Origin of the sequence: Franconibacter sp. IITDAS19 (genome assembly GCF_023079515.1) — a bacterium.
GTDB lineage: Bacteria > Pseudomonadota > Gammaproteobacteria > Enterobacterales > Enterobacteriaceae > Franconibacter > Franconibacter pulveris.
Genome location: NZ_JALJCP010000001.1, coordinates 291180 through 317232 on the forward strand (window position 1 = coordinate 291180; position 26053 = coordinate 317232).

24 protein-coding genes are annotated in these 26053 nt (G+C 57.2%); 13 read left to right on the forward strand and 11 right to left on the reverse strand.

Features of this window, described 5'->3' with window-relative positions; translation table 11 throughout:
* Positions 1–76 precede the first annotated feature (76 nt).
* Positions 77–1123, forward strand: coding sequence for an N-acetylmuramidase domain-containing protein (locus tag MT962_RS01530; RefSeq protein WP_247364258.1), 1047 nt, complete (start codon positions 77–79; stop codon positions 1121–1123).
* Positions 1123–1731 (forward strand): hypothetical protein, encoded by a 609-nt coding sequence (locus MT962_RS01535; protein WP_235146807.1) that lies wholly within the window; start codon positions 1123–1125, stop codon positions 1729–1731. The genes MT962_RS01530 and MT962_RS01535 overlap by 1 nt, the downstream gene beginning before the upstream one ends.
* A gap of 287 nt (positions 1732–2018) precedes the next feature.
* On the opposite strand, the gene MT962_RS01540 is transcribed toward MT962_RS01535, so the two are convergent.
* Positions 2019–2927, reverse strand: a complete 909-nt coding sequence (locus MT962_RS01540; RefSeq protein ID WP_247365079.1) for a LysR family transcriptional regulator — start codon at positions 2925–2927, stop codon at positions 2019–2021.
* A gap of 94 nt (positions 2928–3021) precedes the next feature.
* Between MT962_RS01540 and MT962_RS01545 the strand changes: the two genes are divergently transcribed.
* The 4 genes from MT962_RS01545 to MT962_RS22195 all read left to right on the forward strand — a co-directional run bounded on the left by MT962_RS01545 (position 3022) and on the right by MT962_RS22195 (position 5203).
* Complete coding sequence (locus MT962_RS01545) at positions 3022–4095, forward strand: SDR family oxidoreductase (protein WP_247364259.1); 1074 nt, start codon at positions 3022–3024, stop codon at positions 4093–4095.
* 247 nt (positions 4096–4342) lie between these two features.
* A complete protein-coding gene (locus MT962_RS01550; protein ID WP_247364260.1) occupies positions 4343–4597 on the forward strand; it encodes a hypothetical protein in 255 nt (84 codons plus the stop codon).
* Complete coding sequence (locus tag MT962_RS01555; RefSeq protein WP_024557414.1) at positions 4594–4815, forward strand: hypothetical protein; 222 nt, start codon at positions 4594–4596, stop codon at positions 4813–4815. The genes MT962_RS01550 and MT962_RS01555 overlap by 4 nt, the downstream gene beginning before the upstream one ends.
* A 259-nt stretch (positions 4816–5074) precedes the next feature.
* Positions 5075–5203: a hypothetical protein gene (locus MT962_RS22195; RefSeq protein ID WP_281732601.1), complete on the forward strand. Its 129-nt coding sequence runs from the start codon at positions 5075–5077 to the stop codon at positions 5201–5203.
* 19 nt (positions 5204–5222) lie between these two features.
* On the opposite strand, the gene MT962_RS01560 is transcribed toward MT962_RS22195, so the two are convergent.
* The 3 genes from MT962_RS01560 to MT962_RS01570 form a co-directional block, all read right to left on the reverse strand.
* Positions 5223–5783 (reverse strand): DNA-binding protein, encoded by a 561-nt coding sequence (locus MT962_RS01560; RefSeq protein WP_247364261.1) that lies wholly within the window; start codon positions 5781–5783, stop codon positions 5223–5225.
* 54 nt (positions 5784–5837) lie between these two features.
* Positions 5838–6068: a hypothetical protein gene (locus MT962_RS01565; RefSeq protein ID WP_029592101.1), complete on the reverse strand. Its 231-nt coding sequence runs from the start codon at positions 6066–6068 to the stop codon at positions 5838–5840.
* Between the two features lie 124 nt (positions 6069–6192).
* Positions 6193–7617: a PLP-dependent aminotransferase family protein gene (locus tag MT962_RS01570; RefSeq protein WP_247364262.1), complete on the reverse strand. Its 1425-nt coding sequence runs from the start codon at positions 7615–7617 to the stop codon at positions 6193–6195.
* Between the two features lie 87 nt (positions 7618–7704).
* Here MT962_RS01570 and MT962_RS01575 point away from each other — a divergent pair, with 87 nt between their 5' ends.
* Positions 7705–8319: a hypothetical protein gene (locus tag MT962_RS01575; protein WP_247364263.1), complete on the forward strand. Its 615-nt coding sequence runs from the start codon at positions 7705–7707 to the stop codon at positions 8317–8319.
* A gap of 43 nt (positions 8320–8362) precedes the next feature.
* Here the strand turns inward: MT962_RS01575 and MT962_RS01580 are convergent, their stop codons facing one another.
* Positions 8363–11290 carry an autotransporter outer membrane beta-barrel domain-containing protein gene (locus MT962_RS01580; RefSeq protein ID WP_247364273.1) on the reverse strand — a complete coding sequence of 976 codons (2928 nt, stop codon included), beginning with the start codon at positions 11288–11290 and terminating at the stop codon, positions 8363–8365.
* Positions 11291–11697: 407 nt separating this feature from the next.
* On the opposite strand from MT962_RS01580, the gene MT962_RS01585 reads away from it, so the two are divergent.
* The 4 genes from MT962_RS01585 to MT962_RS01600 all read left to right on the forward strand — a co-directional run bounded on the left by MT962_RS01585 (position 11698) and on the right by MT962_RS01600 (position 17350).
* On the forward strand, positions 11698–12774 hold the full coding sequence (locus tag MT962_RS01585) for a LacI family DNA-binding transcriptional regulator (RefSeq protein WP_247364275.1): 1077 nt from the start codon (positions 11698–11700) through the stop codon (positions 12772–12774).
* Between the two features lie 109 nt (positions 12775–12883).
* Positions 12884–15970 (forward strand): beta-galactosidase, encoded by a 3087-nt coding sequence (locus MT962_RS01590; protein WP_247364277.1) that lies wholly within the window; start codon positions 12884–12886, stop codon positions 15968–15970.
* Positions 15971–16051: 81 nt separating this feature from the next.
* The gene (locus tag MT962_RS01595) at positions 16052–16405 is read left to right on the forward strand and encodes a DUF1428 family protein (RefSeq protein ID WP_024557407.1); all 354 of its coding nucleotides are present in this window, start codon (positions 16052–16054) and stop codon (positions 16403–16405) included.
* Positions 16406–16879: 474 nt separating this feature from the next.
* On the forward strand, positions 16880–17350 hold the full coding sequence (locus MT962_RS01600) for a 2TM domain-containing protein (RefSeq protein ID WP_024557406.1): 471 nt from the start codon (positions 16880–16882) through the stop codon (positions 17348–17350).
* Here the strand turns inward: MT962_RS01600 and MT962_RS01605 are convergent.
* Positions 17339–18904, reverse strand: coding sequence for an EAL domain-containing protein (locus tag MT962_RS01605; protein WP_024561496.1), 1566 nt, complete (start codon positions 18902–18904; stop codon positions 17339–17341). The genes MT962_RS01600 and MT962_RS01605 overlap by 12 nt on opposite strands.
* Positions 18905–19020: 116 nt before the next feature.
* Between MT962_RS01605 and MT962_RS01610 the strand changes: the two genes are divergently transcribed.
* Positions 19021–19737 (forward strand): GntR family transcriptional regulator, encoded by a 717-nt coding sequence (locus tag MT962_RS01610; protein WP_024557404.1) that lies wholly within the window; start codon positions 19021–19023, stop codon positions 19735–19737.
* A 2-nt stretch (positions 19738–19739) separates the two neighbouring features.
* On the opposite strand, the gene MT962_RS01615 is transcribed toward MT962_RS01610, so the two are convergent.
* A complete protein-coding gene (locus tag MT962_RS01615; protein ID WP_247364279.1) occupies positions 19740–20939 on the reverse strand; it encodes an enolase C-terminal domain-like protein in 1200 nt (399 codons plus the stop codon).
* A 287-nt stretch (positions 20940–21226) separates the two neighbouring features.
* Here MT962_RS01615 and MT962_RS01620 point away from each other — a divergent pair, with 287 nt between their 5' ends.
* Entirely contained in the window at positions 21227–22594 is a 1368-nt protein-coding gene (locus tag MT962_RS01620; RefSeq protein WP_024557402.1) for a PTS transporter subunit EIIC, read from the forward strand.
* An 18-nt stretch (positions 22595–22612) separates the two neighbouring features.
* Here MT962_RS01620 and MT962_RS01625 read toward each other — a convergent pair whose 3' ends face one another.
* Genes MT962_RS01625 through MT962_RS01640 form a run of 4 tightly spaced genes read right to left on the reverse strand, consistent with a single transcriptional unit; the run spans position 22613 to position 25923 of the window.
* Complete coding sequence (locus tag MT962_RS01625; RefSeq protein WP_048887235.1) at positions 22613–23284, reverse strand: methionine ABC transporter permease; 672 nt, start codon at positions 23282–23284, stop codon at positions 22613–22615.
* Positions 23269–24060 carry an ATP-binding cassette domain-containing protein gene (locus MT962_RS01630; protein WP_024561494.1) on the reverse strand — a complete coding sequence of 264 codons (792 nt, stop codon included), beginning with the start codon at positions 24058–24060 and terminating at the stop codon, positions 23269–23271. Before MT962_RS01630 ends, MT962_RS01625 begins: the two co-directional genes overlap by 16 nt.
* Positions 24057–24863 (reverse strand): MetQ/NlpA family ABC transporter substrate-binding protein, encoded by an 807-nt coding sequence (locus MT962_RS01635; protein WP_247364282.1) that lies wholly within the window; start codon positions 24861–24863, stop codon positions 24057–24059. The genes MT962_RS01630 and MT962_RS01635 overlap by 4 nt, the downstream gene beginning before the upstream one ends.
* Positions 24864–24885: 22 nt before the next feature.
* Complete coding sequence (locus MT962_RS01640) at positions 24886–25923, reverse strand: isopenicillin N synthase family oxygenase (protein WP_024561493.1); 1038 nt, start codon at positions 25921–25923, stop codon at positions 24886–24888.
* Positions 25924–26053 lie beyond the last annotated feature (130 nt).

Consider the following 26053-nt stretch of genomic DNA (forward strand, 5'->3'; position numbering starts at 1 on the left):
CGATCAGCTTTTTGCTGGCGACATGAGGTGCTGTTTCCCACTAACCGTATATGTTTTCATCTGTGAGCATTAAGAAATGGATAATTCTCTCAGGCGCTTGCCACCTTTATTGAGAAGCGCCGTAGGCACGCCAGGTAAAGCAGGCAACTTCCAGCGCGACGTCATCATCGTTCAATACCTGTTCAACCTTATCAAGCCCATCATTCAGTATGACATTCCCGAAGACGGGATGATTTCTCCCACACTAATCAGAACCATCAGTCAATTCCAGTCCATTCATTTGCGGTTCCAGCACCCCGATGGGGTTATTGAGCCTGAAGGGAAGACTTTCCGTGGATTAATTGCCGCGGCGATGAAATATCCTGTTGCGGCCCGACAACCGTCTTTTGCTCCCTCATTTCCAACGCAATCTTCTGCCAATGAAAACAGCATCCGTCAGATGGTGAACGACTACCTGAGAAAAGAGCGTTACAACGTTGTAAATGAAACTCTTGAGCGCAGCAAGCTGATGGCATCCGGCATTGATGGGGCTGTGTCGCTGACGGAGCAGGACTATACCAACGCCTGGGAAAATCTTAACCGCCGGGTTGAATTGAATATCATCAAAGCGTTTTCTATTGTGGAGTCGGGCGGTCGGTCTGGTTTTAATACCTTAAATTTGCCGATTATTGCTTATGAAGGGCATATTTTCCGCAAATACACTAAAAGAAAATACGATCAAACCCACCCTTTTTTGTCCTATAGGTATGTGTCAAAAGCGGGTCCGGAATGGAAAAAAAACAATATCGACCAGACTTCCGCATGGAATACGCTGGCGGCGGCTTACGCGCTGGATGCCGATGCTGCGATAAAAGCGTGTTCATGGGGAATGTTCCAGATAATGGGCTTTAATTACGAATCGTGCGGTTATAAAGATCTCAGCTCATTTTTAAAAGATATGAAGGCAAATGCTGGTAAGCAATTAAATGCCTTTTTACATTTGTGTAAGAAGAACAGCGCATTGCTGTCGGCAATGGTAAATAAGGACTTTTACAATATGGCATATAACTATAACGGCAGCGACTTCGGCGATTATGACGTTAAAATTCGCAGAACGTATGAAAACCTGGAGAAGGGACGGTGATGAAAGCAAAAATGTTGCGCAGGGTTGGCGGTTTTTCACTCTTAATGGCGGTGTTTTCTTCGTATGCCGCGACACTACAGTCTGGCGTATATGAAGGTTTACTGCTGGCCGTCTCACCGACGGGAAAGATAACCGGCTATTACTCCGAATCGGCTGAAGACAGCGTGAAACGTACCTGCACTTTCTTTCTGGCAGGCCCTGTTTCAGCGCAACAGCCAGACGCCATCACTTCCTGGTCTTCATCTGTACTCTCGGGCCATATTACCGCGAATAATACGGGTGTCACATTAGCCATTCCCGATGGGCAAAATCATGCGGGTTGTATGAATGTGCTGATGCCTGAAATTGCGACAGGTCTGGAGCTGGAGACGACGCAGCAGACACACTGGCAAACGCTGATGCAGGTAATCAGCCCACGGACTTATCTAAGCTCCACGCCTGATGCCGCGACCCGACGTAAAGCCTGGATCGTTAAAGGAGACGTGGTGGGGGTAATACAAACCCAGGGCGGCTGGACAGAGGTTGAGTATCCCGGCAACAGCGGAAAAATGACGCACGGCTGGGTGAATAGCAATGATGTTCAGCCGTTAACGCCGCCGGCATCCTGATCGGTTTATTTCTTTACTCAACTCAATATTGCCGGGCGACGCTTTCGCTTCGGCAATCTTTTTACGCGACTCCGTTGTTTTCCCCGCATGAACTTAATACCGAGCTACGATGCTAAAACAGAGACCACGTCAATGTGAAAGCAGATAGCCAATTAATAAGTACGATTAAAGAGAGATGGCCTGAGTGCGCCTTCATCTGGCGGTACAAAGGCCGTGTTCCACATGCTTCTGGTTGATTGAAAAGTAAGAGTTAGCCTTAGCTGGCAGGGCCCCCACCCATTTCTACCTCACTCAATCCTTAGCGCCTGCATCGCTGCCAGCAGCGCTTCCATCTTCGGCGTTAATGTCTTTTTACGCGGCCACACCAGCATCAGCGGCAAGCCTTCCACGACTCGTTCCGGCAACAGCCGCACCAGCTCGCCCGCCGCTTCGGCTTCACGGGTAAGCCAGGTCGCCATCTGCGCCACGCCAAGCCCCGCTTTAACGGCCGACAGCTGCGCTTCGCCATCGCCTACCGCCATGCGCCACGGCGCGGGACGGTCCACCGCCTGGCCGTTCTCCTGCACAATGCGCCAGGCTTTATGGCTGCCGTCCGCCAGTTGATAAACAATCGCCCGATGCGACGGTAAATCTTCCACGCTGCACACCGGCGGATGCCGCTCGAGGTAATCAGGCGCAGCGAAGAAGGCGCGCTTTTCCATGCCGAGCAGCATGGACGAAAGCGTCTGCGGATAGTCGAGCGGGCCGCCGATGCGCACGGCGAGATCGACCCCCTCATCAAACAGATCGAGAAAACGGTCGGAGAAGGCGAGGGTAAGGCGCAGCTCCGGGTTGGCGCTGGCGAAGCGGTTAAGCAGCGGCATCGCCTCTTTGCGGCCAAAAGTCTGCGGCAGGGCGATGTGCAATCTGCCTGCGGGAATGCGCCGCTGCGCCGCCAGCATCGCTTCGGTTTCGCTGAGCTCGCTCAGGATGCGCTGACAGGTGTCGTAATAGGCCTGGCCTGCGTCAGTTAACGCCATGCGGCGGGTGGTGCGGTCAAGCAGCCGCGAGCCCAGGCGGCTTTCAAGGCGCGCCACGCTTTTACTCACGGCGGAGCCGGTAAGGTTCAGCCGCCCGGCGGCGGCGCTAAAACTGCCGCATTCGACGGTCGCGACAAAGCAGCTTATGCCTTTCAGGTTTTCTTCGGTAATCATGATTGATGAATATTTTTCCCGTATGCCGCGATTTTATACCCGGGATAAGACTCACATTCCCGATTAAGCTTTATCTCACTACCTGAAGGAGAGTTCAATGCAGAAAAAAGCGCTTATCGCCGGGATCAGCGGCGTTGTGGGTTCCGCTACGGCGAAACGGTTACTGGAGCAGGGCTGGGACGTTTATGGCCTTTCGCGCGGGCGTACGCCGGTGCCAGAGGGCTGCCACTCCCTGACGGCGGATCTCACTTCTGAATCGTCCGTAAAAGAGGCGGTGAAAGAGATTACGCCGGACGCGCTCTTTTTCAGCGTCTGGGCGCGCCAGGCAAATGAAGAAGATAACATTCGCGTTAACGGCGGCATGGTGCGTAACGTTATCGAGGCGCTGGGTGAAAAGCTCAACGGCAGCCACGTTGCGCTGGTCACCGGCCTGAAGCACTACCTCGGCCCGTTCGATGCCTACGGCAAAGGCGAAGTGCCGCTCACCCCCTTTCGTGAAGAGCAGGGCCGCCAGCTGGTCGCCAACTTCTATTACGCTCAGGAAGATGAGATGTTCGCCGGCGCGCAAAAGTATGGTTACAGCTGGAGCGTGCACCGTCCGCACACCATCATCGGCTACGCCATTGGCAACGCCATGAACATGGGCCAGACGCTGGCGGTTTACGCCTCGCTGTGTAAATTCCACGGCCTGCCGTTTGTCTTCCCGGGCTCAGCGGCGCAGTGGAATGGCGTAACGGACATGAGCAGCGCGAGCCTGGTTGCCGAGCAGCTGGAGTGGGCCGCCACGTCGCCTGCGGCGAAAAACGACGATTTCAACACCGTGAACGGTGATGTGTTCCGCTGGAAATGGATGTGGTCAGAAATCGCCGCTTATTTCGGTATCGAGGCGGCGCCGTTCCCGGAAACGGAACAACCGCTGGAAGCGAACATGGCGCGCCATAACGCTCCGGCATTGTGGCAAGCGGTCGCTCAGGCGCATCAGCTCAGTGAACCGGACGTCAACCGGCTGGCCTCCTGGTGGCATACTGATGCCGACCTGGGTCGCCCGATGGAAGTGTTCACCGACATGAGCAAAAGCCGCAAAGCGGGCTTTCTGGGTTATCACTGCACCCGCGACGACCTGTTCGCGCTCTTTGATCAACTGAAGCGCGATAAGCTTATCCCGGCGTAATCTCGCATACCGCTCTGCCTTTACAGGCGGGGCGGTAATTTCACTAATGTACTCCTTCCTTTATTTTTTATTGTCTGGCTTTATTCCTGTCTTAATAATGTCATTTAACTGTCATATTATTGTCATAATAATATTGTGTTCTTTTGTTATGCGCGCTTAATCGAATCAGGTAAGTCTTAGTGCTGGATATTAATAGCTATTTACGGTATTAAATAACCCCCTGCTTTTCTTCTCAAAGGATTTTCTTATGAGTACAGCGGTGCTTAACGTTAAAATTAGCGCAGAGTTAAAAGACCAGATCCGCCTTCATGCTGAGCAAAACAACGAAACCCTCAGCGCCATCACTGAAAAACTGCTCTCTCAGGCGCTGTTCGCGGCCAATGAATCGCCTGAGCCTGGCCATGAAGATATTGATAACCAGCATACCGAAGAAGAGGATATCTCCCCTCTAAATCACAAAGAGATCAAAGCATTAAGAAAACTGCTGAAGAAGAAAAAATGAAAACGCAAACCACACTTCCTACGGCTTCCACCTATCGCGAAGCCTGTGAACTCCTGCGCTCGGGCTATGTGAAAAAAGTTCGTCTGGGTTGGGATATCGGCAGCGACGAGTTTTTTCGTATTGCCTCAGACTGGTGCGATGCAGGCGCGAAAATAAAACGCGAAGAGGGCGTTTTTGTTATTTCCGTGAAAGGGTTTCCGATCCCGCGTCAGGCGTAATGGTAATGCAATAATAGTGACGCATTATTTTCATAAAAACGTCATAACCCCGACGTGTTGAGATGTCAGGATGCAGCTATAAAATAAAAACATGCCTCACCATCTCGCAATGTGCCATCACGGATGATGCTGTTTGTGACGAGCCTTCGGGCTCGTCATTTGTTTTTCCGCTTCTTATTTTCTTCCATCATTTAGCTGCAACATTGCCGTTTTATCCTGGCTTCGTTCTCAGTCAATAACGTGGCGGGAGTCCGGTATCGTGATGCGTCGCTTATTTTCCCTTGGTGAGATAACGCTTAACGTTGTCATGGGCGTCTGGTGCGCCTGGCTGCTGTTTATTCTTACGGTCTTTTTAAGCCGGGTAACGTTGAACATTCTGCATGCCTGAAAGGAGCCAGGCGGAGATGTCAGCAACAAGCAGAGCGTTTCTCCGGGTGGTTAAGAAGGTCAAGATAGTGTGCGACGTCGTCGCTTTCCCGGGTAGCGCGAAGCTGCAACGCCAGGTTCAGGCTGTCGAGCACCCGCGCATTGCTGACCAGCGGGTCATCGGCCTTCACGCGTCCTTCGCTAACCAGCCAGTCCGTCACGGTTTTCCAGCGCCAGAGGGGCGAGTTCCCCTTTACGCGTTGCACCGGGGAAGGAAAGTTGCGCGAACCGCGGGCGCCATCTTTCAGCAACGCTATCGCCTGGCGGGAGAGGCCCGTCAGTTCGGCAATATCGCTCAGGCCGACCAGTGCAGAATCCACCGACTCAACGCGTGCGTTAATGCCCGCCGATTCGATATCCCTGATGGCGCTCAGCACCGCCTTGCTCAACGTGTCGCATTCCCGATCAAACTCCAGCCAGACCGACGTGCCATAGAAGCAAATAAGCGCATCGTCGCAACCGCTGGCAAAGAGCGCGTCCTCAAGCCCTTCGGTGTCTGATGTGACGCCAGACAGGGTAAGCGTGAAATGGTAAAGTGCCATAGATCCCTCTTTTTTCAGTGTGATAAAAAGGCGGGTCGCCCCGCCTTGTCGCGCTCAATGCTTAACAGGCTCGCAGCGCTCCACCAGCCGGATAATCTGTCTGGCGTGGCGCCGTGGGTCCCGGGGCGTAGACCAGATGCTCATCATGTGATCCCTGTGCTCCGGTATGCCGCACTTGAGTCGTCCGAAGCAATGCGAACTGTTGCCGCCCTGGACGAAATACCCGCCTTTTAACAACGCATAGTCGATGGCTGCCCGTATATCTTTATCAGGGTGTCCCTTCATTAGCCTCCTGCCTATCATGATAGTGTTGTTGACGCCTGTCAACGATTTTGTTGACGGATGTCAACGGCATCCTCTCTCTTCACTATCATGGCAAATGCGGCTGGCTAAAGAATCTGGCTCAGGTTCACACTACGCGGCGCATCGCATTATTTCCGTTTTGCTCCAGCTGCAGCCAGAGCGGCTGCACGCTTTCCAGCGCCTGACGCAGAAGTTCAGTCTCATGCGTGAAAGGCAGCCGCAGATAACGCTCAAAGGCGCCCTCTACGCCAAAGCGTGTGCCCGCGCCAAGGTGAACGCCGGCGTTTTCGGCGCTGGCGGCAAAGCGCGTCGCCAGCGCGCCGGGCAATTCCACCCAGAAAGAGAGGCCGCCCGGCGGCGTAACGGTGCGCCAGCTCGGGTAAAGCTGCGCCAGCATCGCCGCGCAGTCATCCCGGCGTTTACGCAGCCATGCCCGCCGCGCCGGGAGAAAGTCTTCGCTGCGGGTGATAAGTGAAGCGACCGCCAGTTGCTCAAGCACGGGCGAGCCTAAGTCCAGCGTATCGCGCACCTGAATCAGCGAGGCGATGGTTTTCGCGCTGGCGCGGATCCAGCCAAGCCGCAGCCCGCCCCAGAAGCTCTTGCCGGCGGAGCCCAGCGTAATCACCCGCTCATCTTCATCAAAGGCGGCAAGCGGTGGCGGGGGCGGCGCGTCATACCAGAGGTCAACCATCGTCTCGTCCACCACAAGCGTGGTGCGGGTACGGGCGGCGATGTGCGCCACCTGCGCACGGGTTTTCGCATCCATGCACTGTCCGGTCGGGTTATGAAAATCGGGCAACAGGTAAGCCAGACGCGGCGAGGTCTGGGCGATAGTGGCGGCAAGCCCGTCGGTATCCCAGCCCGTTTGCGGCAGTGCGACGGGCACCGGACGGCATGATGCGCCCTGAATGGCGGCGATGGCGAGCGGGTAGGTGGGGTGATCGACCACGACTCTGTCGCCGGGGCCTGTGAGCAGCCGTAACACCAGCGCGAAGCCGCTGACCGCACCGTTTACCACCATGATCTGTTCCGGCGTGGTCGGCAAACCGCGAGCCTGGTAACGTTGCGCAATGGCGGTTCGCAGCGGCGCGATCCCCTGCGGGTCATAACCCGTGCTGGCAAGGTGCGGCGGCAGCGCAATCAACGCCTGCTGGTAGGCATGATGGATTTCTGGCCCGGCGCTGAGGGCGGCGGTAGAGAGATCGAGCAGCGGCGTACCACCGGTGCGGGTAGGGATGCTCTCCCGGCTGGCGGGCAACTGCGTCACGGAACCGGAGCCATGGCGGCTCGTCAAATAACCTTCATCGCGCAACACGCCCAGCGCACTGGCGACGGTGGTGCGGCTCACGTCGAGCGCCGCGGCAAACTCCCGCTCGCCGGGTAAACGGCTGTCCAGCGGCAGGCGGCCGTCGAGAATGAGCAGGCGCAACGCATCCGCCAGCTGGCGGTATACCGGGGCGCGGCTGTTTTCCTGCTGCCAGCGGCCAAGCTGGCGCAACAGAGAGGCGGTGGCGGTACGGCGAAGGCTCATAAGCAGTCCACTTTCTGAAAACTGGACCTTAATAGTAAGGCCGGAAAGCGTAGAGTGATAGCCATTCACGCAAAAGAGGATGAAAAAATGGTGCGTCGATTAATTCAGCTTTACAGCGGCCTGGTGCTGTACGGCGTTTCCACGGCGATGTTCGTGCGGGCCGATCTGGGCGCCGACCCGTGGAACGTCTTTCACCTTGGCGTGGCGCGGATTTTTTCACTCAATATCGGCATGGTGATGATTCTGGTAGGCGCGCTGGTGCTGCTGTTGTGGATACCGCTGCGCCAGCGGCCGGGTCTCGGCACGGTAAGCAACGTGGTGGTGCTGGGGCTGGCGGCAGACGCGGCGCTGGCGGTGATGCCGCCAATGGAATCGCTCGTTGCCCGCGGCGTGCTGCTGGCGGCGGCGGTGGCAGTAAACGCGATCGCCACTGGCATGTATATTGGGGCTGGCTTTGGCGCCGGACCGCGCGACGGCCTGATGACCGGCATTCACGCTCGTACTGGCTGGTCGGTGCGCAGCATCCGCACCGCGATTGAAGTGACGGTGCTGCTGGCGGGATGGGCGATGGGCGGCACGTTTGGCGTCGGCACCGTATTGTATGCGCTCACTATCGGACCGCTTATTCAGCTCTGCCTGCCATGGTTTCGCGCTCCATCACCCATGGTGGCAGGGGCCGTTCAGGCAGGGCACCATTCATAACCTTTGCAAAGATGAATGAATGCGCCCTGCAAGGTATGGGTTATCAAAAACTGTAGCGATAGCCCATATTAAGTTGCTTCTGGTTAAACTTGTTTCCCGTTGCGAGATCGGCTTCCAGATAGAAAACATGCTGATTTTCTATCTGTGTACTGACTCCAAGCCCGTTGCTCCACCAGTTTCCCTTAAAGCTGTGTCGTTCACGCGAGCCGTTTAACCAGAATGAGGTGTCTGCGGAAAATTCGCGCACAAGGCCAGTTTTAAAATAAGCGTTGGTTTTGACAGCTCCGGTATTACGTTCATAACCCAGCAGCATACTCATGCGGCCAAGTGAGGAGGCATAGCTGCCGAGATCCACATCCAGGCCATTGCTTTCGTTAATATGCGCTGCTTGCTGATGACTATAGGTGTACTGCGCCTGGGGTTCGATATAAAACCCCTTCTTCTCCTCCTGAAGATAAATGCGCTGTCCTGCTTCAAGAGAAAAGCTCCAGCCGCTGGAGTTACCGCTGCCGCTTACCGTATTGCTCTGGCTATCCAGTACATTGAAGACATTCTTCAGACGCGACAACTTAGCAATGGCGTCGATATAAAATCCGCGTTGCGAAAGAAAAGTGGTGTAAAGGCCGGCATGGTGCGACTGAACGTTTCCTGTTCCGGATTGATAATCGGGCGTACCGCGGGTCAGCCCCATAAATACGCCAAAATGCATAGGGCTGCTGTCAGAAAGACGTTTATCAAACCCTAACTGAACCCCGTTGTATTTGAGGCTAAAAGCGCGGAGCTTTTCGCCTGCAAAAGAGGCGAATTTCCCGCCATAGCTTTTAATCCATCCGTTGCCGTCTCCCGCCTCCTGCCGTATATCGCCCAGTCGCTGCAGAAGGGTTTGATTTTCAAGATAGTTCATCAGATAGCCAATATTAAGATAGTTGGCTCCGGCGTCTGCGGGATTGGTCGGTTTAGGGGCCGGGGCCGGTTCTGGCTCGGGTTGCGGAGCGGGTTGAGGATCCGGCGCGGGGGCAGGGTCAGGTGTCGGTTCAGGGTCAGGTGTCGGTTCGGGGTCCGGCGTCGGGTCTGGCGGCGTTGCGCCTGCAGCGTATAGCTCCCAGTTTGTGCCGTTTTGACCCACATCATAAAGATAGCCGCCCAGCTCAACCTGAGACGTCGCGGAAAAGTGCGCCTGGCCATCCGGCGTCTCAATCAGCGTCAAGGTTTCCGTGCCGTTTGTTTGCAAAGCGCCCTGGTTTTGTACCGTGATGCGATAGTCGCCAGCGCTGCTGTTTGTCACTATCAGTTTATCGCCAGCATTGTTCAGGCCATTGCCTTCACCAGCAATATTACTGCGCATAAATAAATTGCCGCTACCGCTTAAGTCCGCCACTGTCAATGTTGAGTAACCACTGCTGGCAGGCTGAGTAAAATCAATAACAGCGTTATTAAGCATAACCTTATCGATATTCGAATTGCCTGCCACATGCCAAACACTATTATCCAATGAAATATTAAGCTCACCGTTATCAACGTGATCGCTATAGGCTAATCCGCGCCATTCTGAGCCAGGCTGCATATCGACATTAATCAGCCCACCATAAGAATATATACCGCCAAACAGGGTCATTTTACCGACTGCATTAATCTGGCCTGGGTTATAGCCTGGCGTACTTTTTGTGCCGATTGCCATATCCGCCTGATTGCCCATAATAATTGTTGTATCGCCAGTCAGATTAACCTGGCCAGTCGTCTCAGTATAAATCCCTTTCATGCCTTGCTGGCCGGAAATGGAAAGGTTGTTTGCGTTAATAATACCGTAGTGCATCGCCCAAAGACCGATGCTGGTGGTGTTATTGCCGTTTAATTCTATATCGGTGTAAGCGAGATTCAGTTGTGCGCCGTTCTGCTGGGCGGAGGCGCCATAAGAATCGCCAACGGTAATTTTATTATGGTTGTTTTTTTCTCCCAGATAATTAATTGTGGCCGCGCTGGAAACTAATCCGCCTGCGTTTTTCGTTGAAATAGCGCTGCCCGCGCCGATATGTGTTTGCGAACCCGTATAGCTTTCGACGCCACGCGTGTTATCGCCTGTCGCATTGATAATCAGTGATTGTGCATTAAACTGGCCGCTCATGTTCACCACAGCGCTGGAAAGCGTACTTTCTGTCGTGATAACGGTTTTACCGGTTAAATCGACCTTCGCTGATTTTTGCACTTCTATGGAATGAGACATTTCACCGGCGGTTACTATTGCCAGGTTATTCGCGGTAAACGTCGCCAGCCCGTCATAAGATGAACCATTGAGACCGCTGACTAGCACGCTTGAGCTGTGTGAGCCGCTGGTCGTAATTTTACTCTCGCTGCCAACATTAACCTGACTTCCATGATCTTCTATAATCAGGCTAGGTAAATAGTTGCCCGTGGTTGTTAACGTGAGTGCGTTAGCGTTGAGATCTGAACCGTTGCTGATAAGCAGGCCTCCGCTACCTGCCACCAGATTGTCGGTTTTATTGACTATCACCTGGCTGCCGCTTCCCAGGTCTATATTCATATTTTTGCCAAGAGCGACAATCCCGGCGGCCGATTTTACTCCCTCGACGTCAATATATAACGCGTTTCCTTTAACCTCGCTATAATTCGCTTCCAGCAGCATTCCTTTAGCGGCGCCATTCGCTCCGGTATCCTTCGCGCTTATAATAACGTTATTCGCCAGGTCATATTTCCCTCTGTCATTTGGCGAACTCATCAGGCCGTATAACGCCATATAAGCGTCTCGCTTATCCGCAATAATATGATCGCCATCATGAAGGGTGATATTCGAACCTGACAAGCTGCCCATTTCCTCTGCGTAGGCTGAAGGCAGACAGAAGGTCACGCCAAGGCTGATGATGCCTGCGACGGAAAGGGGAGCGTTACGCAACGGTAAAATGGGGGCGGTTTGCTGTTTATTTAAATCTTCATCTTTGTATAAATCCTTTTTCATTTTTGTTCCTTTTAAATGGGATTCAATAGATATTGCTGAAAACAGGACGTAATTATCATCATGCTCGCCAGGTAAAGCAGATTATACGGAGCGCGCCTGTTTTTTATCTATGTTCACGAAAGCTATCCCGCTTTATATGCAGTTTATTCAGAATAATGCTGTGTAAAAATGGATGATCGGCAGAAGATCGCCGTAAGCGGGAAAGTCATGTGCGCCGTAAATTAATGCAACAGCTATTAAATCGCTTTATTTTAAATTAATAATGAATGAAGTTAATTTGACGCTGTAATCTAAATTACGACTTCTTTTTAATTTTACAATTTAGAAAAGCCGTAATAAAAAGAGTGGCATGATTGCCCGCTAAGTTGCGCTAGAATAGCAAGATTCTTACTTTTACCGGCGATGCCATGAAGCCAAAAGCCATTACGCTCTACGACGTTGCCCGCCATGCGGGCGTCTCCTACCAGACCGTGTCGCGGGTGATAAACCAGGCGGAGCACGTATCAACGCGTACCCGCGAGAAAGTCGAACAGGCGATGGCGCAGCTGCACTACGTGCCTAACCGCGTGGCGCAGCAGCTCGCCGGCAAGCCCACCATGACGCTCGGGCTGGTAACCACGACGCTCGCGCTGCACGCCCCTTCGCAAATCGCCGCCGCCATGAAAATCCGCGCCAGCCAGCGGGGCTTCAGCGTGGTCATCTCTATGCTTGATGAAAACCTTCCCGAAGCCTGCCATGCGGCGGTGGACAATCTGCTGGCGCAGCGGGTGGATGGCGTGCTCATCAACGTGCCGCTGGAAGAGGAGGAGGCGGAGCGGCTGGCGCAGCGCTGCCATCCGCTGCCGACGCTGTTTCTTGATGTCGGGCCGCAGGCCCGGGTCAGCAGCCTGGTTTTTGATGCTTTTGCCGGCGCGCGGCTGGCGGTGGAACATATGCTGGCGCTTGGGCGCAGGCGTATCGCGCTCCTGGCCGGTCCGCAAAACGCGGTGTCGGCGCGCCTGCGTCACGATGGCTGGCTTGCGGCGCTCTCTAGGGCGGATCTGGAACCCTGCGCGGTGGCGCAGGGCGACTGGAGCGCCGCTTCCGGCTACCAGCAGTGCCACGCCTTGCTCGCCTCCCGGCCGGAGGCCATTATCGTCGCCAACGATCAAATGGCGCTGGGCGTGCTTCGCGCCTGCGCCGAGCGCGGCATCAACGTGCCGGAGGCGCTCTCGGTTATCGGTTATGACGACACCGCCGACAGCGCCTGGTACTCGCCGCCGCTCACCACCATTCGGCAGGATTTCCGCGAACTGGGCGAACAGGCGGTGGATGGACTGGTAGCGGGGCTTACGCAACCGCCGGGAGCCGGCCAGCGCGTGCTGCCGGTCTCTCTGGTTGAGCGGCGGACTACCGCGCCGCGCCAGGATGCGCCGGATGCGCAGCGCCTTGCCCAGGCGCTTCGCCAGCTGGCCGCAGAAGTGGCGATGCTGAAAAACGCTTGATGCTTCTGTGATCCTCCTCGACGGATAACGATCTCCTGCTTTACCTGAGCGCAATCCTGGTGCATCGTGACTTTATTGTGAGCGCTTCGCAAAAATAGATGAGGTAACGATGACCGCCCCTGCCCAGACTGTTGCTTTACAGACGCTGCTGGCCCGCCGCGACTGGGAAAATCCGCTGGTAACCAGCCTTAACCGGCTTGATGCCCACCCGCCGTTTCACAGCTGGCGCACCGTGGAAGCGGCGCGTGAAGCGTCTGCCCCGGCGCACAGGCTAAGCCTGAACGGCCAGTGGCGGTTCTCTTTCTTCAGCGCACCGGAACAGGTGCCGGAAAGCTGGTTGTTGACCGATCTGCCGCAAGCAGCGGCGATGCCGGTGCCTTCCAACTGGCAGATGCAGGGTTTCGATACGCCGATTTACACCAACGTCACCTATCCCATTCCCGTCACGCCGCCCTGTGTGCCCAAAGAGAACCCGACCGGTTGTTACTCGCTCACATTCAATGTTGAGGAAAGCTGGCTGACCCAGGGGCAGACGCGCATTGTTTTTGACGGCGTAAACTCTGCGTTTTACCTCTTCTGCAATGGACGCTGGGTAGGGTATTCGCAGGATAGTCGTCTGCCTGCGGAGTTTGACCTGAGCGGTGTGCTGCATGCCGGCGAAAACCGCCTCGCCGTGCTGGTGCTGCGCTGGTGCGACGGAACGTATCTGGAAGACCAGGATATGTGGCGCATGAGCGGCATCTTTCGCGACGTCACGCTACAGCACAAGCCCGCCACCCGCCTTGCGGATTACCAGGCCAGCACCCATTTGAATGAGGACTTTAGCCGCGCGACGCTTGAGGTGCTGGCGCGCGCGGAAGGCCCAGCCGTTGCCGCCTGCCGCGTGGCGCTGTCGCTCTGGCGCGACGGAGCGTGCGTCGCGCAGGGCGACAGCCCCTTCGGCAGCGAAATCATCGACGAGCGCGGCGCTTGGAGCGACCGCGTAACGCTGCGCCTGCCGGTGGAAAAACCGCTGCTGTGGAGCGCCGAAGCGCCGCATCTTTACCGGCTGGTGGTGGCGCTTTATGACGAGCATAACGCGCTGCTGGAAGCCGAGGCGTGCGACATCGGCTTTCGTAAGGTGGAGATCAGCGAAGGGCTGCTGAAACTCAACGGACAGCCGCTGCTTATCCGCGGCGTGAACCGCCACGAGCACCATCCCGAGCGTGGGCAGGTGGTAGACGAAGAAACCATGCGCCGCGATATCGAACTGATGAAGCAGCACAACTTCAACGCCGTGCGCTGCTCCCATTATCCTAACCACCCGCTCTGGTACCGGCTGTGCGATCAGTACGGTTTGTATGTGGTGGATGAAGCGAACATTGAAACGCACGGCATGGAGCCGATGAACCGTCTTTCCGACGATCCGCGCTGGCTGCCCGCCATGAGCGAGCGCGTCACGCGCATGGTGCAGCGCGACCGCAATCATCCCTGCATTATTATCTGGTCGCTCGGCAACGAATCGGGCCACGGGGCGAATCACGACGCGCTCTACCGGTGGATCAAATCCAACGATCCCACACGCCCGGTGCAGTATGAAGGCGGCGGGGCGAACACGGCGGCGACGGACATTATCTGCCCGATGTACGCCCGTGTGGACCAGGACCAGCCTTTCCCGGCGGTGCCGAAGTGGTCGCTGAAAAAGTGGATTGGCCTGCCTGGCGAAACCCGCCCGCTGATCCTCTGCGAGTATGCGCACGCGATGGGCAACAGCTTCGGCGGGTTCGCCCGCTACTGGCAGGCGTTTCGCGAGTTTCCGCGCCTGCAGGGCGGCTTTGTCTGGGACTGGGTCGACCAGGCGCTGTGTAAAACCGATGCCGACGGCAACACCTTTTGGGCTTACGGCGGCGATTTCGGCGATACGCCTAATGACCGCCAGTTCTGCATGAACGGCCTGGTCTTTCCGGACCGCACCCCGCATCCCGCGCTTTATGAAGCGCAGCGCGCCCAGCAATTCTTCCAGTTTCGTCTGGTTTCCCACACGCCGCTGGTGGTGGAAGTGACCAGCGAATACCTTTTCCGCCGCACGGATAACGAACGGCTGCGCTGGCGGCTGGAAGTGGAAGGCGAAACGGCAGGACAGGGGGAGATGACGCTCGAGCTCGCGCCGCAGGGGAAACAGCTGTTTACGCTGACCCTGCCGGAAACCCTGCCGCCCGGCCAGCGCTGGCTGAATGTAGAAGTGGTGCAGCCGCAGGCGACCGCCTGGTCAGCAGCCGGACACCGCTGCGCGTGGGATCAGTGGCGGCTGCCGGCGCCGCTGGTTTTACCGGAGCCGGTAGCGCAGGGCGAAACGCCGCAGCTCAAGGTTACCGAAACCGCGCTGCGCGTGCGGCAAGGCGAGAATACGTGGTGCTTCAACCGCCAGAGCGGCTGGCTGGAGCAATGGTGGCGCGACGGCCTGCCGACGCTGCTGTCGCCGCTTAAGGATAACTTTACCCGCGCGCCGTTGGATAACGACATCGGCGTGAGCGAGGCGACCCGAATTGACCCGAACGCCTGGGTAGAGCGCTGGAAAGCGGCGGGCATGTATGAAATGACGGCGGAATGTCTGCGCTGCGAGGCGGTGACGACCGGGCGCGAGGTGCTTATCCGCACTCTTCACGCCTGGCGACACGCGGGCCAGACGCTGTTTATCAGCGAGAAAAACTGGCGTATTGACGCCAGCGGCGCGCTGCACGGCAGCGTAGACGTGCAGGTAGCCCAGGGTATCCCGGCGCCCGCCCGCATCGGCCTGAGCTGCCAGCTTGCGGAAGTGGCGGAAGAGGTGCAGTGGCTGGGGCTGGGGCCGCATGAAAACTACCCCGACAGACGCCTCGCGGCGCAACAGGGGCGCTGGACGCTGCCGTTAAACTCGCTGCATACGCCCTATATCTTCCCGGGCGAAAACGGCTTGCGCTGTGATACACATGAATTGCGTTACGGTTCGCATCTGCTACAGGGAGTCTTCCACTTTGGTTTGAGCCGCTACAGCGCGCAGCAGCTTAAAGAGACCAGCCATCGCCACCTGCTGCGCGAAGAGGCGGGCGTCTGGCTCAACCTTGACGCGTTCCATATGGGCGTGGGCGGCGACGACTCCTGGAGCCCCAGCGTCGCGCCAGAATTTATTTTCAATGAAGAACGTCTGCATTACAGCTTTAGCTGGCGACAGGCGTGAAACCGGGCGCGCCGCTACACTTATCCTCGCACGATCAACGCGGGCGCTTCGCCGCCCGTTCCTTCGTTACGGAGGTATGAAATGAACTATGTTGATGGTTTTGTCGTGGCGGTGCCTGCGGAAAATAAAGCGGCCTATCAGGCGCTGGCTGAAAAAGCCGCGCCGCTGTTTAAGGAGTTTGGCGCGCTGCGTGTCGTGGAATGCTGGGCCGAAGATGTGCCCGACGGCAGGCTGACCGACTTTCGTCGCGCGGTACAGGCGCAGGATAACGAGGAGGTGGTGTTCAGTTGGATTGAATACCCCTCCAAAGAGGTGCGCGACGCCGCCAATGAAAAAATGATGGCGGACCCGCGCATGAAGGCGCTTGGCGATGAGATGCCTTTTGACGGCAAACGGATGATTTACGGCGGCTTTATGCCGATTCTGGATAACTAGTGCGACGAGCGGCTGATAAGCCCTTTTTGCGCTCAGGCACCTCGCCGTCAGTGCGAAACTAACCGGCCCCGGCGTAAGGCAGCGTGCGGGGCCGCTGCGGCCGCAGCCGCGCGTTGACGACTGCAACGATAAAAACGTTATCGTTTTCCGATATCGCCTCATCGTAAAGACGGCGCCCGACGCAGGCATAACACCCGGACGGTATGCCCGCCCCGCGTCATGATGTTATGCTCCGCTTTCCACTGCGCTAATCAGCGCCGCCGGGCCGGGTTCCAGCCAGTGCCGCGCCTTTTCAGTTGCGGGAACCCACTTTCTTTGTCATGGCGATCCTCGCGTTGCTTATACTTCCAGCGTAGAAGAGAAACCGCCGCCGCGCGCCTGTCGGGAAGGTGTCGTGCGGATGTCGTGCGCGTGTCGTGGCGCTGGCGAACGCCTCGTTTTACGCTTGCCAGGTCTCGTTATCCGGAGGGGTTTATGAATAAGAATAGCGTTCGCGAACGGCGTCTCGCCAGGGCCTGGTCGCAAGAACAACTGGCAGAGCTCGCTTCATTAAACGTGCGCACCATTCAGCGCATCGAAAACGGCGGCCAGGCGAGCCTGGATACCCTGGGCGCCATTGCCGCCGCCTTTGGCGTGAACGTCGCTGAGCTGACCCAGGAGGCCACGCCGCCCGGTCAGGATGACGCGCTGGATAAGCGCGTTAAGGCGGCCCGGGCGCGCCTTGCCCGCGAATCCGCCTTCTGGCGGCAGCTTATTACCTGGTTTGTGGTCTGTAGCGGGCTTACGCTCATTAACCTGTTTACGTCGCCCGGCCATTATTGGTTTATGTGGCCGACGCTTATCTGGGGCGGGCTTATCGCCGTGAGCGGGATAAAGCTTTTTGTGCTGGGGGACTGGCTGGCGCGCCGCCAGCAGCAGCGGCTACAGCAACTGTTACGTAAGTAGCGTGGCGTTTTGCTGATTAAACCAGGCGATATATTCGCCTGGCGGCAGGGCTTTGCTGTAGAGCCAGCCCTGCCCGTACTGCACGCCGTGCAGGCGCAGCCAGTCCGCCTGGCTTTCTGTTTCCACCCCTTCGGCCACCATTTCGAGCCGCAGGCTTTTCGCCATTTCGATGATGTGCGGCGTGACTTGCTTGTATTCCAGCGCGTCGACAAAGGATTTGTCGATTTTCAGAATATCGACGGGTAAATCCTGAAGGTAGCTCAGGCTGGAGTAGCCGGTGCCGAAATCGTCGATATAAACTTTATGCCCCGCTTCGCGCAGCCGCTCGATAACCGGCGAGGTGACTTTCGGGTCGGCGAAGCCGCGCTCGGTTATCTCCAGCGCTATCTGCTGCGGCTCCACCTGCCAGCGCGCCAGCAGCGGCGTGAGCAAATCGAGCAGGTCATCTGAAAATAAATCTTCCGGCGCAAGATTAATGGAAATATGCATGTCGGGATGAACGTGCAGGTAGTCGCCCAGATCGCGAAACACGCTCTGCACCACCTGACGCGTAATGCGCGAGATAAGCCCGGTTTGTTCGGCAAGCGGAATAAAAATATCGGGCGTTAGCATGGAGCCGTCCGGCTGCGGCCAGCGCACCAGCGCTTCGGCACCCACCACCCGACCGTTGGAAAGGTTGACGACAGGCTGATAATAGACCCGCAATTCGGAGGCGTTAATCGCATCCAGCAGCCGGTAGCGCGGCGACTGGATCCGTCGCAGCAGGCGCAGCATGAGCACCACGGCGAAGGCGCTTATCGCCACGCCGAGCGGCAGCCAGACCATCATCTGGTCTCGGCTCTCTTTTTCCAGCGGCAGGCGCGAGGCCCAGACCACCAGCGCAAAGCCGGATTCGGGCTGGCGACGGATGAGATAAACATTGCCCTGATATTCAAGCCTGCTGAGCTTTCCCTGCTGGGCGCGCTGCCAGACGCTCTCATCAAAGCGCACGCTGCTTGCGATGACCCGGTTCTGGTTCAGGCCAATCAGCGCCACCTCAATAGGCCAACTGCCGAAGGGGATAACGTCGATAAACGACATCGGATCCATCACGACAACATGCGATCCGATACCGAGCGCCACCATATAGTGATAAAAATTGAGATCGTTGCTTTGCGTAAACCAGACGGCGTAGCCTTCCGCGTTGATGCGATCGGGGCGCGGCCAGCGCATTTGCTCGCCGCGGCTTTCAAGCGAGGAACAGAGCAACGTGCGGTTGCGCATATACATCACTTCCTGAACGTGACGAAAGCTGAAGGTGAGCCGACGCATCGCCTGAAGGTGTGCAGGGCTGCAGGTTTCGCCCTGAAAACGGTTAATCTCCCACAGCGCGAGTTTTGCCTGCTCTTCCACCTGGCCGGTGCGACGTATCGTGCGGTCGGTATAACTGTTCAGTTCGCTGCGAAAGCGTTTTTCCGCCTGATGATGGGCAAACCAGATGCTGAACAGCACTGGCAGCAGCAGGGCCAGCGTCAGCATGCCGGTAATCAGACTTACTCGATGTTTTGTCTTCACGTCATCCCCAACTTTCCTGTTGATGTTTATACAAAACATCAGGCTCACGTTAGCATAGCGATCCGGGGAAATTTTTGCACAGCGGCGAAGCATGATTTCGCTGCGGGAGAGGGCGAGTGAAGAAAAAAGAGTTCGTGACGCAGGATCTTCTGAGCAAGATTTATCAGCGCGACGAGAACGGGCCGCGCAAGCTGCCGCCCGAACGCCAGCTTGCCGTTGATTATGGCGTTTCGCGCTTTACTATCCGTCAGGCGCTGGAAAAGCTGGTCAGCATTGGCGTGGTGCGCGTGGTGCAGGGTTCCGGCATCTGGATCAACGAGCACGCGCGCAGTAATCCGTTGGTCTACAACTCCATCACCGAAAAACGCTTCGACCAAATCCGCTATCGCATGATAAGCCTGCACAAGAAACTGCCGGACGGCGAGGCGCAGCAGGCATTTGGGCTTGCCGAAGGGGAATATATCTGGCAATTCTGCCGCTTGCGTTTTGTAGACGACGTCGCGGTGCAGATTGAAGTATCCCGACTGCCGGTAAAAGATTTCCCCGATCTCACGCAGCAGGTTATTGAGCGCTCGCTTCAGCAGTATGTGCTGAGCAAAGGCTACCGCATTTCACACCTGTTCACGGCCTACCAGGCGGTGAGCGTAAGCCGCGAGCAGGCGGCGCTGCTGGGCTGCAGGAAGGGAATGCCGGCCATGCGCATCAGCAATCGCGGCATTCTGGAAGGAGGCAGGGTGTATGAGATAAGCGAGATCATCGATATTAATTACAGCTGCACTTATGTGATTCCCTTCAACCGCGACAATCTCGCTTTCCGCCAGGGCGAAGCCTGATGTCAGGGTGTGTGGATAGCGCCGTTGGGCAGGCGGCTTTGCGTCCACTCATGGGGCCGATAAACCACCGGCCAGCAGTTCGCCTTCTCTTCATCAAATCCCACGCCAATGCCTGGCTGCTGCGGCGCATACAGATAGCCGTTTTCAGGCGTTATGGCGCCAGGAAAGAGCGAGCCGGTCTCGTCATTATGCGCAATGTACTCCTGAATAGCGGCGTTATGCAGGTGGATATTCAGGTGCGTGTTCACCGCCACGCCGATGGGCGTCATGTCGCCCGGACCATGCCACGCCACGCGCACGCCGAACGCCTGGCAGAAAACGGCGAGCTTGAGCGCAGGCGTAATGCCGCCAATCTGCGAAACGTGGCAGCGAATAAAATCGATGCGTCGGTTAACTATCAAGTCATGCCATTCCGCCGGGTTATTGAATAACTCGCCCATCGCCAGCGGCACACTGCTGTGCATGCGCACGTGCTCAAGCCAGGCGCTTTGCGCAGGAGGCAGGATATCTTCGAGAAACCACGGCTGGTAAGGCTCCAGCGCTTTGGCGAGCTGCACCGCCTGCTGGGGGAAAAGCCGCTCGTGCACATCGTGCAGAATATGGAAGCGCTGACCATATTTCTCCCGCAGCATTTTAAACATGCCGACCGTACTGGCGATGTACTCATCCTGATCGTAATAAGCGCCGGGAGACGGGGCGCGGGTGAGGTGCATCGCCTGCGCTACGCCGCCGTAAAAGCCGGTCTGGCAGCGAATATGCCGGTAGCCCTGTGCAAGCAGAGCGTCTATTGCTTCACACAGCGCTTCAGGCGTATCGCCGCTGGCGTGCGTATAAGCGGCGATAGCGTCTTTTGATTTGCCGCCGAAGAGCTGATAAAGCGGCATGCCAGCGAGCTGCGCCTTGATGTCCCACAGCGCCATATCCACACCAGCGATGGCGTTGTTGATGACCGGACCGTTGCGCCAGTAAGCGTTGACCATCATTAGCTGCCATAAATCTTCGATATCGTTGGCGTCGCGCCCCATCAGCAGCGGTCTGAGGTACTCATCGACCATGGTCTTGACCGCCAGCGGGCGCTGCTGGAAGGTGGCGCAACCGTGGCCGGTCACGCCTTTGTTTGTGCGCACCCGCACGACTACCAGATTATGGCGGTCAGGGCGGGTAATAAAGCATTCGACATTTTCGATACGAGTTGGCAACACTGTAATTTCTCCCCGGCGGGTCAGAACTATTTTAAAACGCGTTTATTTACTATTGCCGCAAAATAAGGGGCGCGTAAACCGCTTTTTCCAGACTATTTTTATTGGTTTGTTATTTTCGCATTATTTATAAAAATACCGTACCAATTCACAACGGACGGCCCTTCTGGCGCCTTGGCTATCGCAAATTGTGACTATTGTCTGATTTTATTGGTTTGTTTTATGGCTTGTCTTTCCCTACTCTGTAAGCTCAATAACGCCAGAATAATAATGTGATAGCGGGAGATGAAATGGGGACGCATGAGGCCGTAAATAATATTATTCGTCTCGTGGGCGGGGCGGAAAATATTAATAAAGTCTGGCACTGCATGACGCGTTTAAGGTTTGACTTAATCGACGAAAATAAAGTGGAGCAGGCGGAAATTAAAAAAGTGCCCGGCGTGCTGGGGGCGCAGCTGCAAAGCGACCAGTTCCAGGTGATCATCGGGCCGAAAGTGAACAGCTGGTATGAGCAATTGCTGGTGGCGCTGGGTGGCCGTGAGCAAGCGCCTGCGGCAAGCGAAAAGGGACGAAAAAGCCTGGTTTCACTGTTTATGGATACGGTTTCCGGCGTTTTCGGCCCGATTGTTCCCGCTATCGCCGGCGCGGGGATGATAAAAGGGTTGCTGGCCGGGCTGGTTGCCCTGGGCGCCGTTCCGGCAAAGAGCGATACGGTGATCGTTATCGATCTTATCGCGAGCGGCGTCTTCTATTTTTTGCCCTTTTTCCTTGCCGTTTCCGCCGCGAAAATCTTTAAAACCAATGAGTACCTGGCGGCGGCGGTGGCGGCCTGCCTGATGTACCCCTCGCTTATCGAGGCGGCGAAAGCGCTCGCCAGCCATGCGCCGGACGCGGTGAACGCATTCTGGTTTCTGAACGCCATTCCGGTTTCCGTATTCAACTATTCGGCAAGCGTCATCCCCGTCATTTTCTCCGTGCTGGCGTTGAGCTATATCCACCGCTGGGTAGACAGCGTTATGCCAGATACGCTGAAAACGGTCTTTACCCCAACGCTGACGCTGTTTCTTGCCGCGCTGGCGGCGCTGGTGGCGATAGGTCCGCTCGGCATCTGGCTTGGCAAAGCGCTGGCGTGGTTTATTGAAGGGTTGTTTGGCGTCTCTGCAAGCTTCGCCGGGCTGGTTGTCGGGGCGATCCGCCCGGTAGCGATCCTCACCGGCATGCACCACGCTATGACGCCCATCGCGCTGCAAAACTTCAGCGACCGCGGCTACGACATGCTGATGCCGATGATGTTTATGGCCAATATGGCCATTGCTGGTTCTACCTTCGCTATCTGGCGCTTAAGCCGTGGGCGCAACGATAAAAGCGTGGCGTTTTCCGCGGCGGTCTCGGCGCTGCTCGGCATTACTGAACCGGCGCTGTTTGGCGTGCTGACGCGCTATAAAAAAGCGTTTATCGCCGCAACGGCGGCAAGCTCGCTCGCGTCCGCCTTCATCGCTTTTTTCGGCGTGCGGCTTTATGGCTACATTTTGTCGAGTATTTTTAGTCTGCCAGCCTACCTCGGCCCGTACTTTATTTTCGCCCTGCTGGGCGTCGCGCTGTCGCTGGTGTTGTCGTTCATGCTGACCACGCTGCTGCTTAAGCGCGACGAGGTATAAGCTTTCCCGGCGCGAGCATTAGCGGCGATGGGCCAGGCGGCGCACCAACCGGTCGCCGGAGGATTGCACCAGTTGGACCAGGGCGATAAGGATAACCACCGTGCCCGCCATAATCTGGTCGTTAAAGCGCTGATAGCCGTAGCGGATGGCGAGGTCACCAAGCCCGCCGCCGCCGATGACGCCCGCCATCGAAGAGAAGCCAATCAGCATCACCACGGTCAGCGTGATGCCGGCCAGAATAGCGGGCAACGCCTCGGGGAGCAGCGCTTTGGCGATGACGTGCCAGATAGTGCCGCCCATCGACAGTACAGCCTCTATGCGTCCTTTATCCACTTCGTCGAGCGCGTTCTCCACCACCCGGGCGAAAAAGGGAAACGCGCCGAGGGTAATGGGCACGACCGCAGCGGTGCTGCCAAGCGTGGTGCCGATAAGCAGGCGGGTAAAGGGAATAAGCGCCACCAGCAGCACGATGAACGGCAGCGAACGGCCTGTATTTATCGCCGCGCCCAGCACCGCATTCAGGTGGGGCAGCGGCAAGACGCCGTCGCGGCGCGAGATAAACAGCAGCACCCCAACCGGCAAGCCGACCAGCACCGTAAACAGCGCCGCCAGTCCCACCATATAGAGCGTTTCCAGCGTGCCGTTAAGCAGTATCGGCCAGACCTCCTCCCAGCTCATGCGACTTCCCATAACGTCCTCCCGTCAACGCCATGCCGGCGCAAAAAGGCCTGCTGGGCGACGCTGTCGCGCACCAGCGTCTGGCGCAGCCTCGACCAGGGCGCCTGCAGCAGTTCGCTCAGGCTCCCGCTTTCAATCAGTTGCCCCTGTTCCAGCAGCGCGGCGTGGTCGCAAATCGCTTTTACCACTTCCAGTTCGTGGGTTATCAGCACGATAGTCAGCCCAAGCTGGCGATTGATATCGGCGAGCAGCGCCAGCACCGAAGCGGTGGTCTCCGGGTCGAGCGCGCTGGTGGCTTCGTCGCACAGCAGAACGTCGGGACGGGCGGCCAGCGCCCGGGCGATGCCGACCCGCTGCTTCTGCCCGCCGGAGAGCTGTGAGGGAAAGGCGTGGGCTTTGTCGTGAAGCCCGACCAGCGCAAGCAGCTCCGCCACCCGGGCTTCCCGCTGCGCGCGCGGCTGGCCTGCTATCTCCAGCGGCACCGCCACGTTGTCTGCCACCGTACGGGCATGCAGTAAATTAAAATGCTGGAAGATCATGCCGGTGCGCTGGCGATGCTGACGCAGCTCGCGCGACGTGAGCTGCGTGATATCCCGCCCGTTCATCAGGATGCGGCCCGACGTGGGCCGCTCCAGCAGATTGAGACAGCGAATAAGCGTGCTTTTTCCGGCGCCGCTGCGGCCCAGGATGCCGTAAATCGCGCCGTCCGGCACGGTTAAGGAGACCTCGTTCAGCGCCGGTCGGCCTTCTCCGGCGTACACTTTGCTCAGCCGCTCAATAACTATCATGACTGCGGCGCCACCGGGATCACCGAACCGTTGTACTGCTTGCGAATAAATTCCGCCACCTGCGGCGACTGGAGATCTTTCGCCAGTTCTTTAATGCGCGGATCGCTTGCCAGACCGGGGTTGGTCACCAGAATATTGGCGTAGGGGTTATGCTCCGCGCTCTCAAGGCCCAGCGCATCTTTCGCTGGCGTCAGCCCCGCCTCCAGCGCGTAGTTGCCGTTGATGACTGCCAGATCCACATCATCCAGCGAGCGCGGGATCTGCGGCGATTCCACTTCCAGGATCTTCAGCTTTTTCGGATTTTCCGCGATCGATTTCGGCGTGGCGAGATTATTCGCCGGATCGTTGAACCCCGGCTTTAACTTAATCAAGCCCTGGCTTTGCAGCAGGAACAGCGCGCGGCTTAAATTGGTGACGTTATTCGGTACCGCGACAGTGGCGTTTTCCGGCACCGATTTAAGATCTTTATACTTGTGCGAGTAGATGCCAAGCGGCTCTATGTGCACCGTGGCCGCCACGGCGAAGGTTTTGCCGAGCGCTTTTTCCTGGTCTTTCAGGTAAGGCACATGCTGGAAATAGTTTGCGTCTACGTCGCCGTTCGCCAGCAGCTCGTTGGCATTAACGCCGCTTGTGAGTTCGACCACTTTTAAATCGAGCTTCGGGTCGAGTTTCTTAATGAAATTGAGGATTTCCGCGTGCGGTACCGGGTCCGCCGCAACGCGCAGCGGCTCGGCGGCGTAAGCGGAGAGCGCCAGAGAGAGGGACAACGCGGCCCCTGCCAGTTTAAATGCGGCATGTTTCATAGGTCGTTTTCCTTATTGTTAATCAGGCGATAATTTCCGCGCTCTGGCGCAGTACGTCACGGTAATAGCGCTCGGCCACGTCAGGGTGCGAGCGAAGACGGCCTTTCAGGTAGTTCCAGCCCACATCACGCAGCAGCGGGTTAAGCGGATCGCTCTCCGGTCCGTGCGCTTCACGGGCAAGCCGCTCGGGCAGAGCGTAGACCGGTACAGTCGCGTCCAGCTGCGCGCCAAGGAAAAACGCGATGGAAAGGCGTTCCTGGCCTGCGGGCGGCGATTCCACGCGGTGTACCGTGGCGCGCAGGTAACCGTTAGTGGCCAACTCCAGCAGCTCGCCAATATTCACCACAAAAGTGCCTGGCAGCGGCGCGGCGTCAATCCAGCGGCCCGGCGACACCTCCACCTGCAAGCCTTTTTGCTCATCCTGCAGCAGGAAACTCAAGAAGCCGGAGTCTTTATGCGCGCCGACGCCCTGGTTGCTTTGCGAAGGCAGCTTGCCGGGATAGCGGATAAGTTTGATGTGCTCATTGGGCTTATCGCCATAAAGCGGGTCGAAGGCGTTGTGCGCCAGCGCCAGCGCCTCGGCGAAGGCGCGCAGCAGCGTCAGCGCCATCCGGGTCATTTCGCTCTGCCAGCGCAGCAGCACCGGTTTGAGCGAAGGCTGGCTTTCCGGCCACAGGTTCGGCCCCTGCAGGCGACGCCAGCGCGGGTCGCTCTCCGCCAGCAACAGCGCAGGGCGCTCGGCGCCGATATCAAACTGCTCGCGCCAGTCTGGTTTGCCGCGGGTTATCTCAGCGGCGGCGCGGTTATAGCCGCGAAAATGAGGAGAGTGGATCATCGCCACCTGCTGCTTTTGCGCATCCGGCAGGGCGAAGAAGCGGCGCGCTTCCTGCTGCACGCGTTGCGAAAGCGCGGCGTCAATCCCATGGTTGGTGATATAGAAAAAGCCGATGTCGCGGGCCGCCTGGCGCAGTTGCGCTAAGAAGTCCGCTTTATCAGCGGGGCCGGCGTTAAGCCTTGCGAGATCGAGAAGGGGCAGGGCGGTGAGGGAAGCGGTGCTCATAATGTTCTCCGTAAGCATAAACAGGGTCAGTGCGGTTAACAGTGAACGGTTGGGCACAACAGCGGCTCGGCATCATGTCGGTTTTCCTTTCTGGTCTGGTTCGGCAGTGGCTTCTACCCTGCCAGAAGGT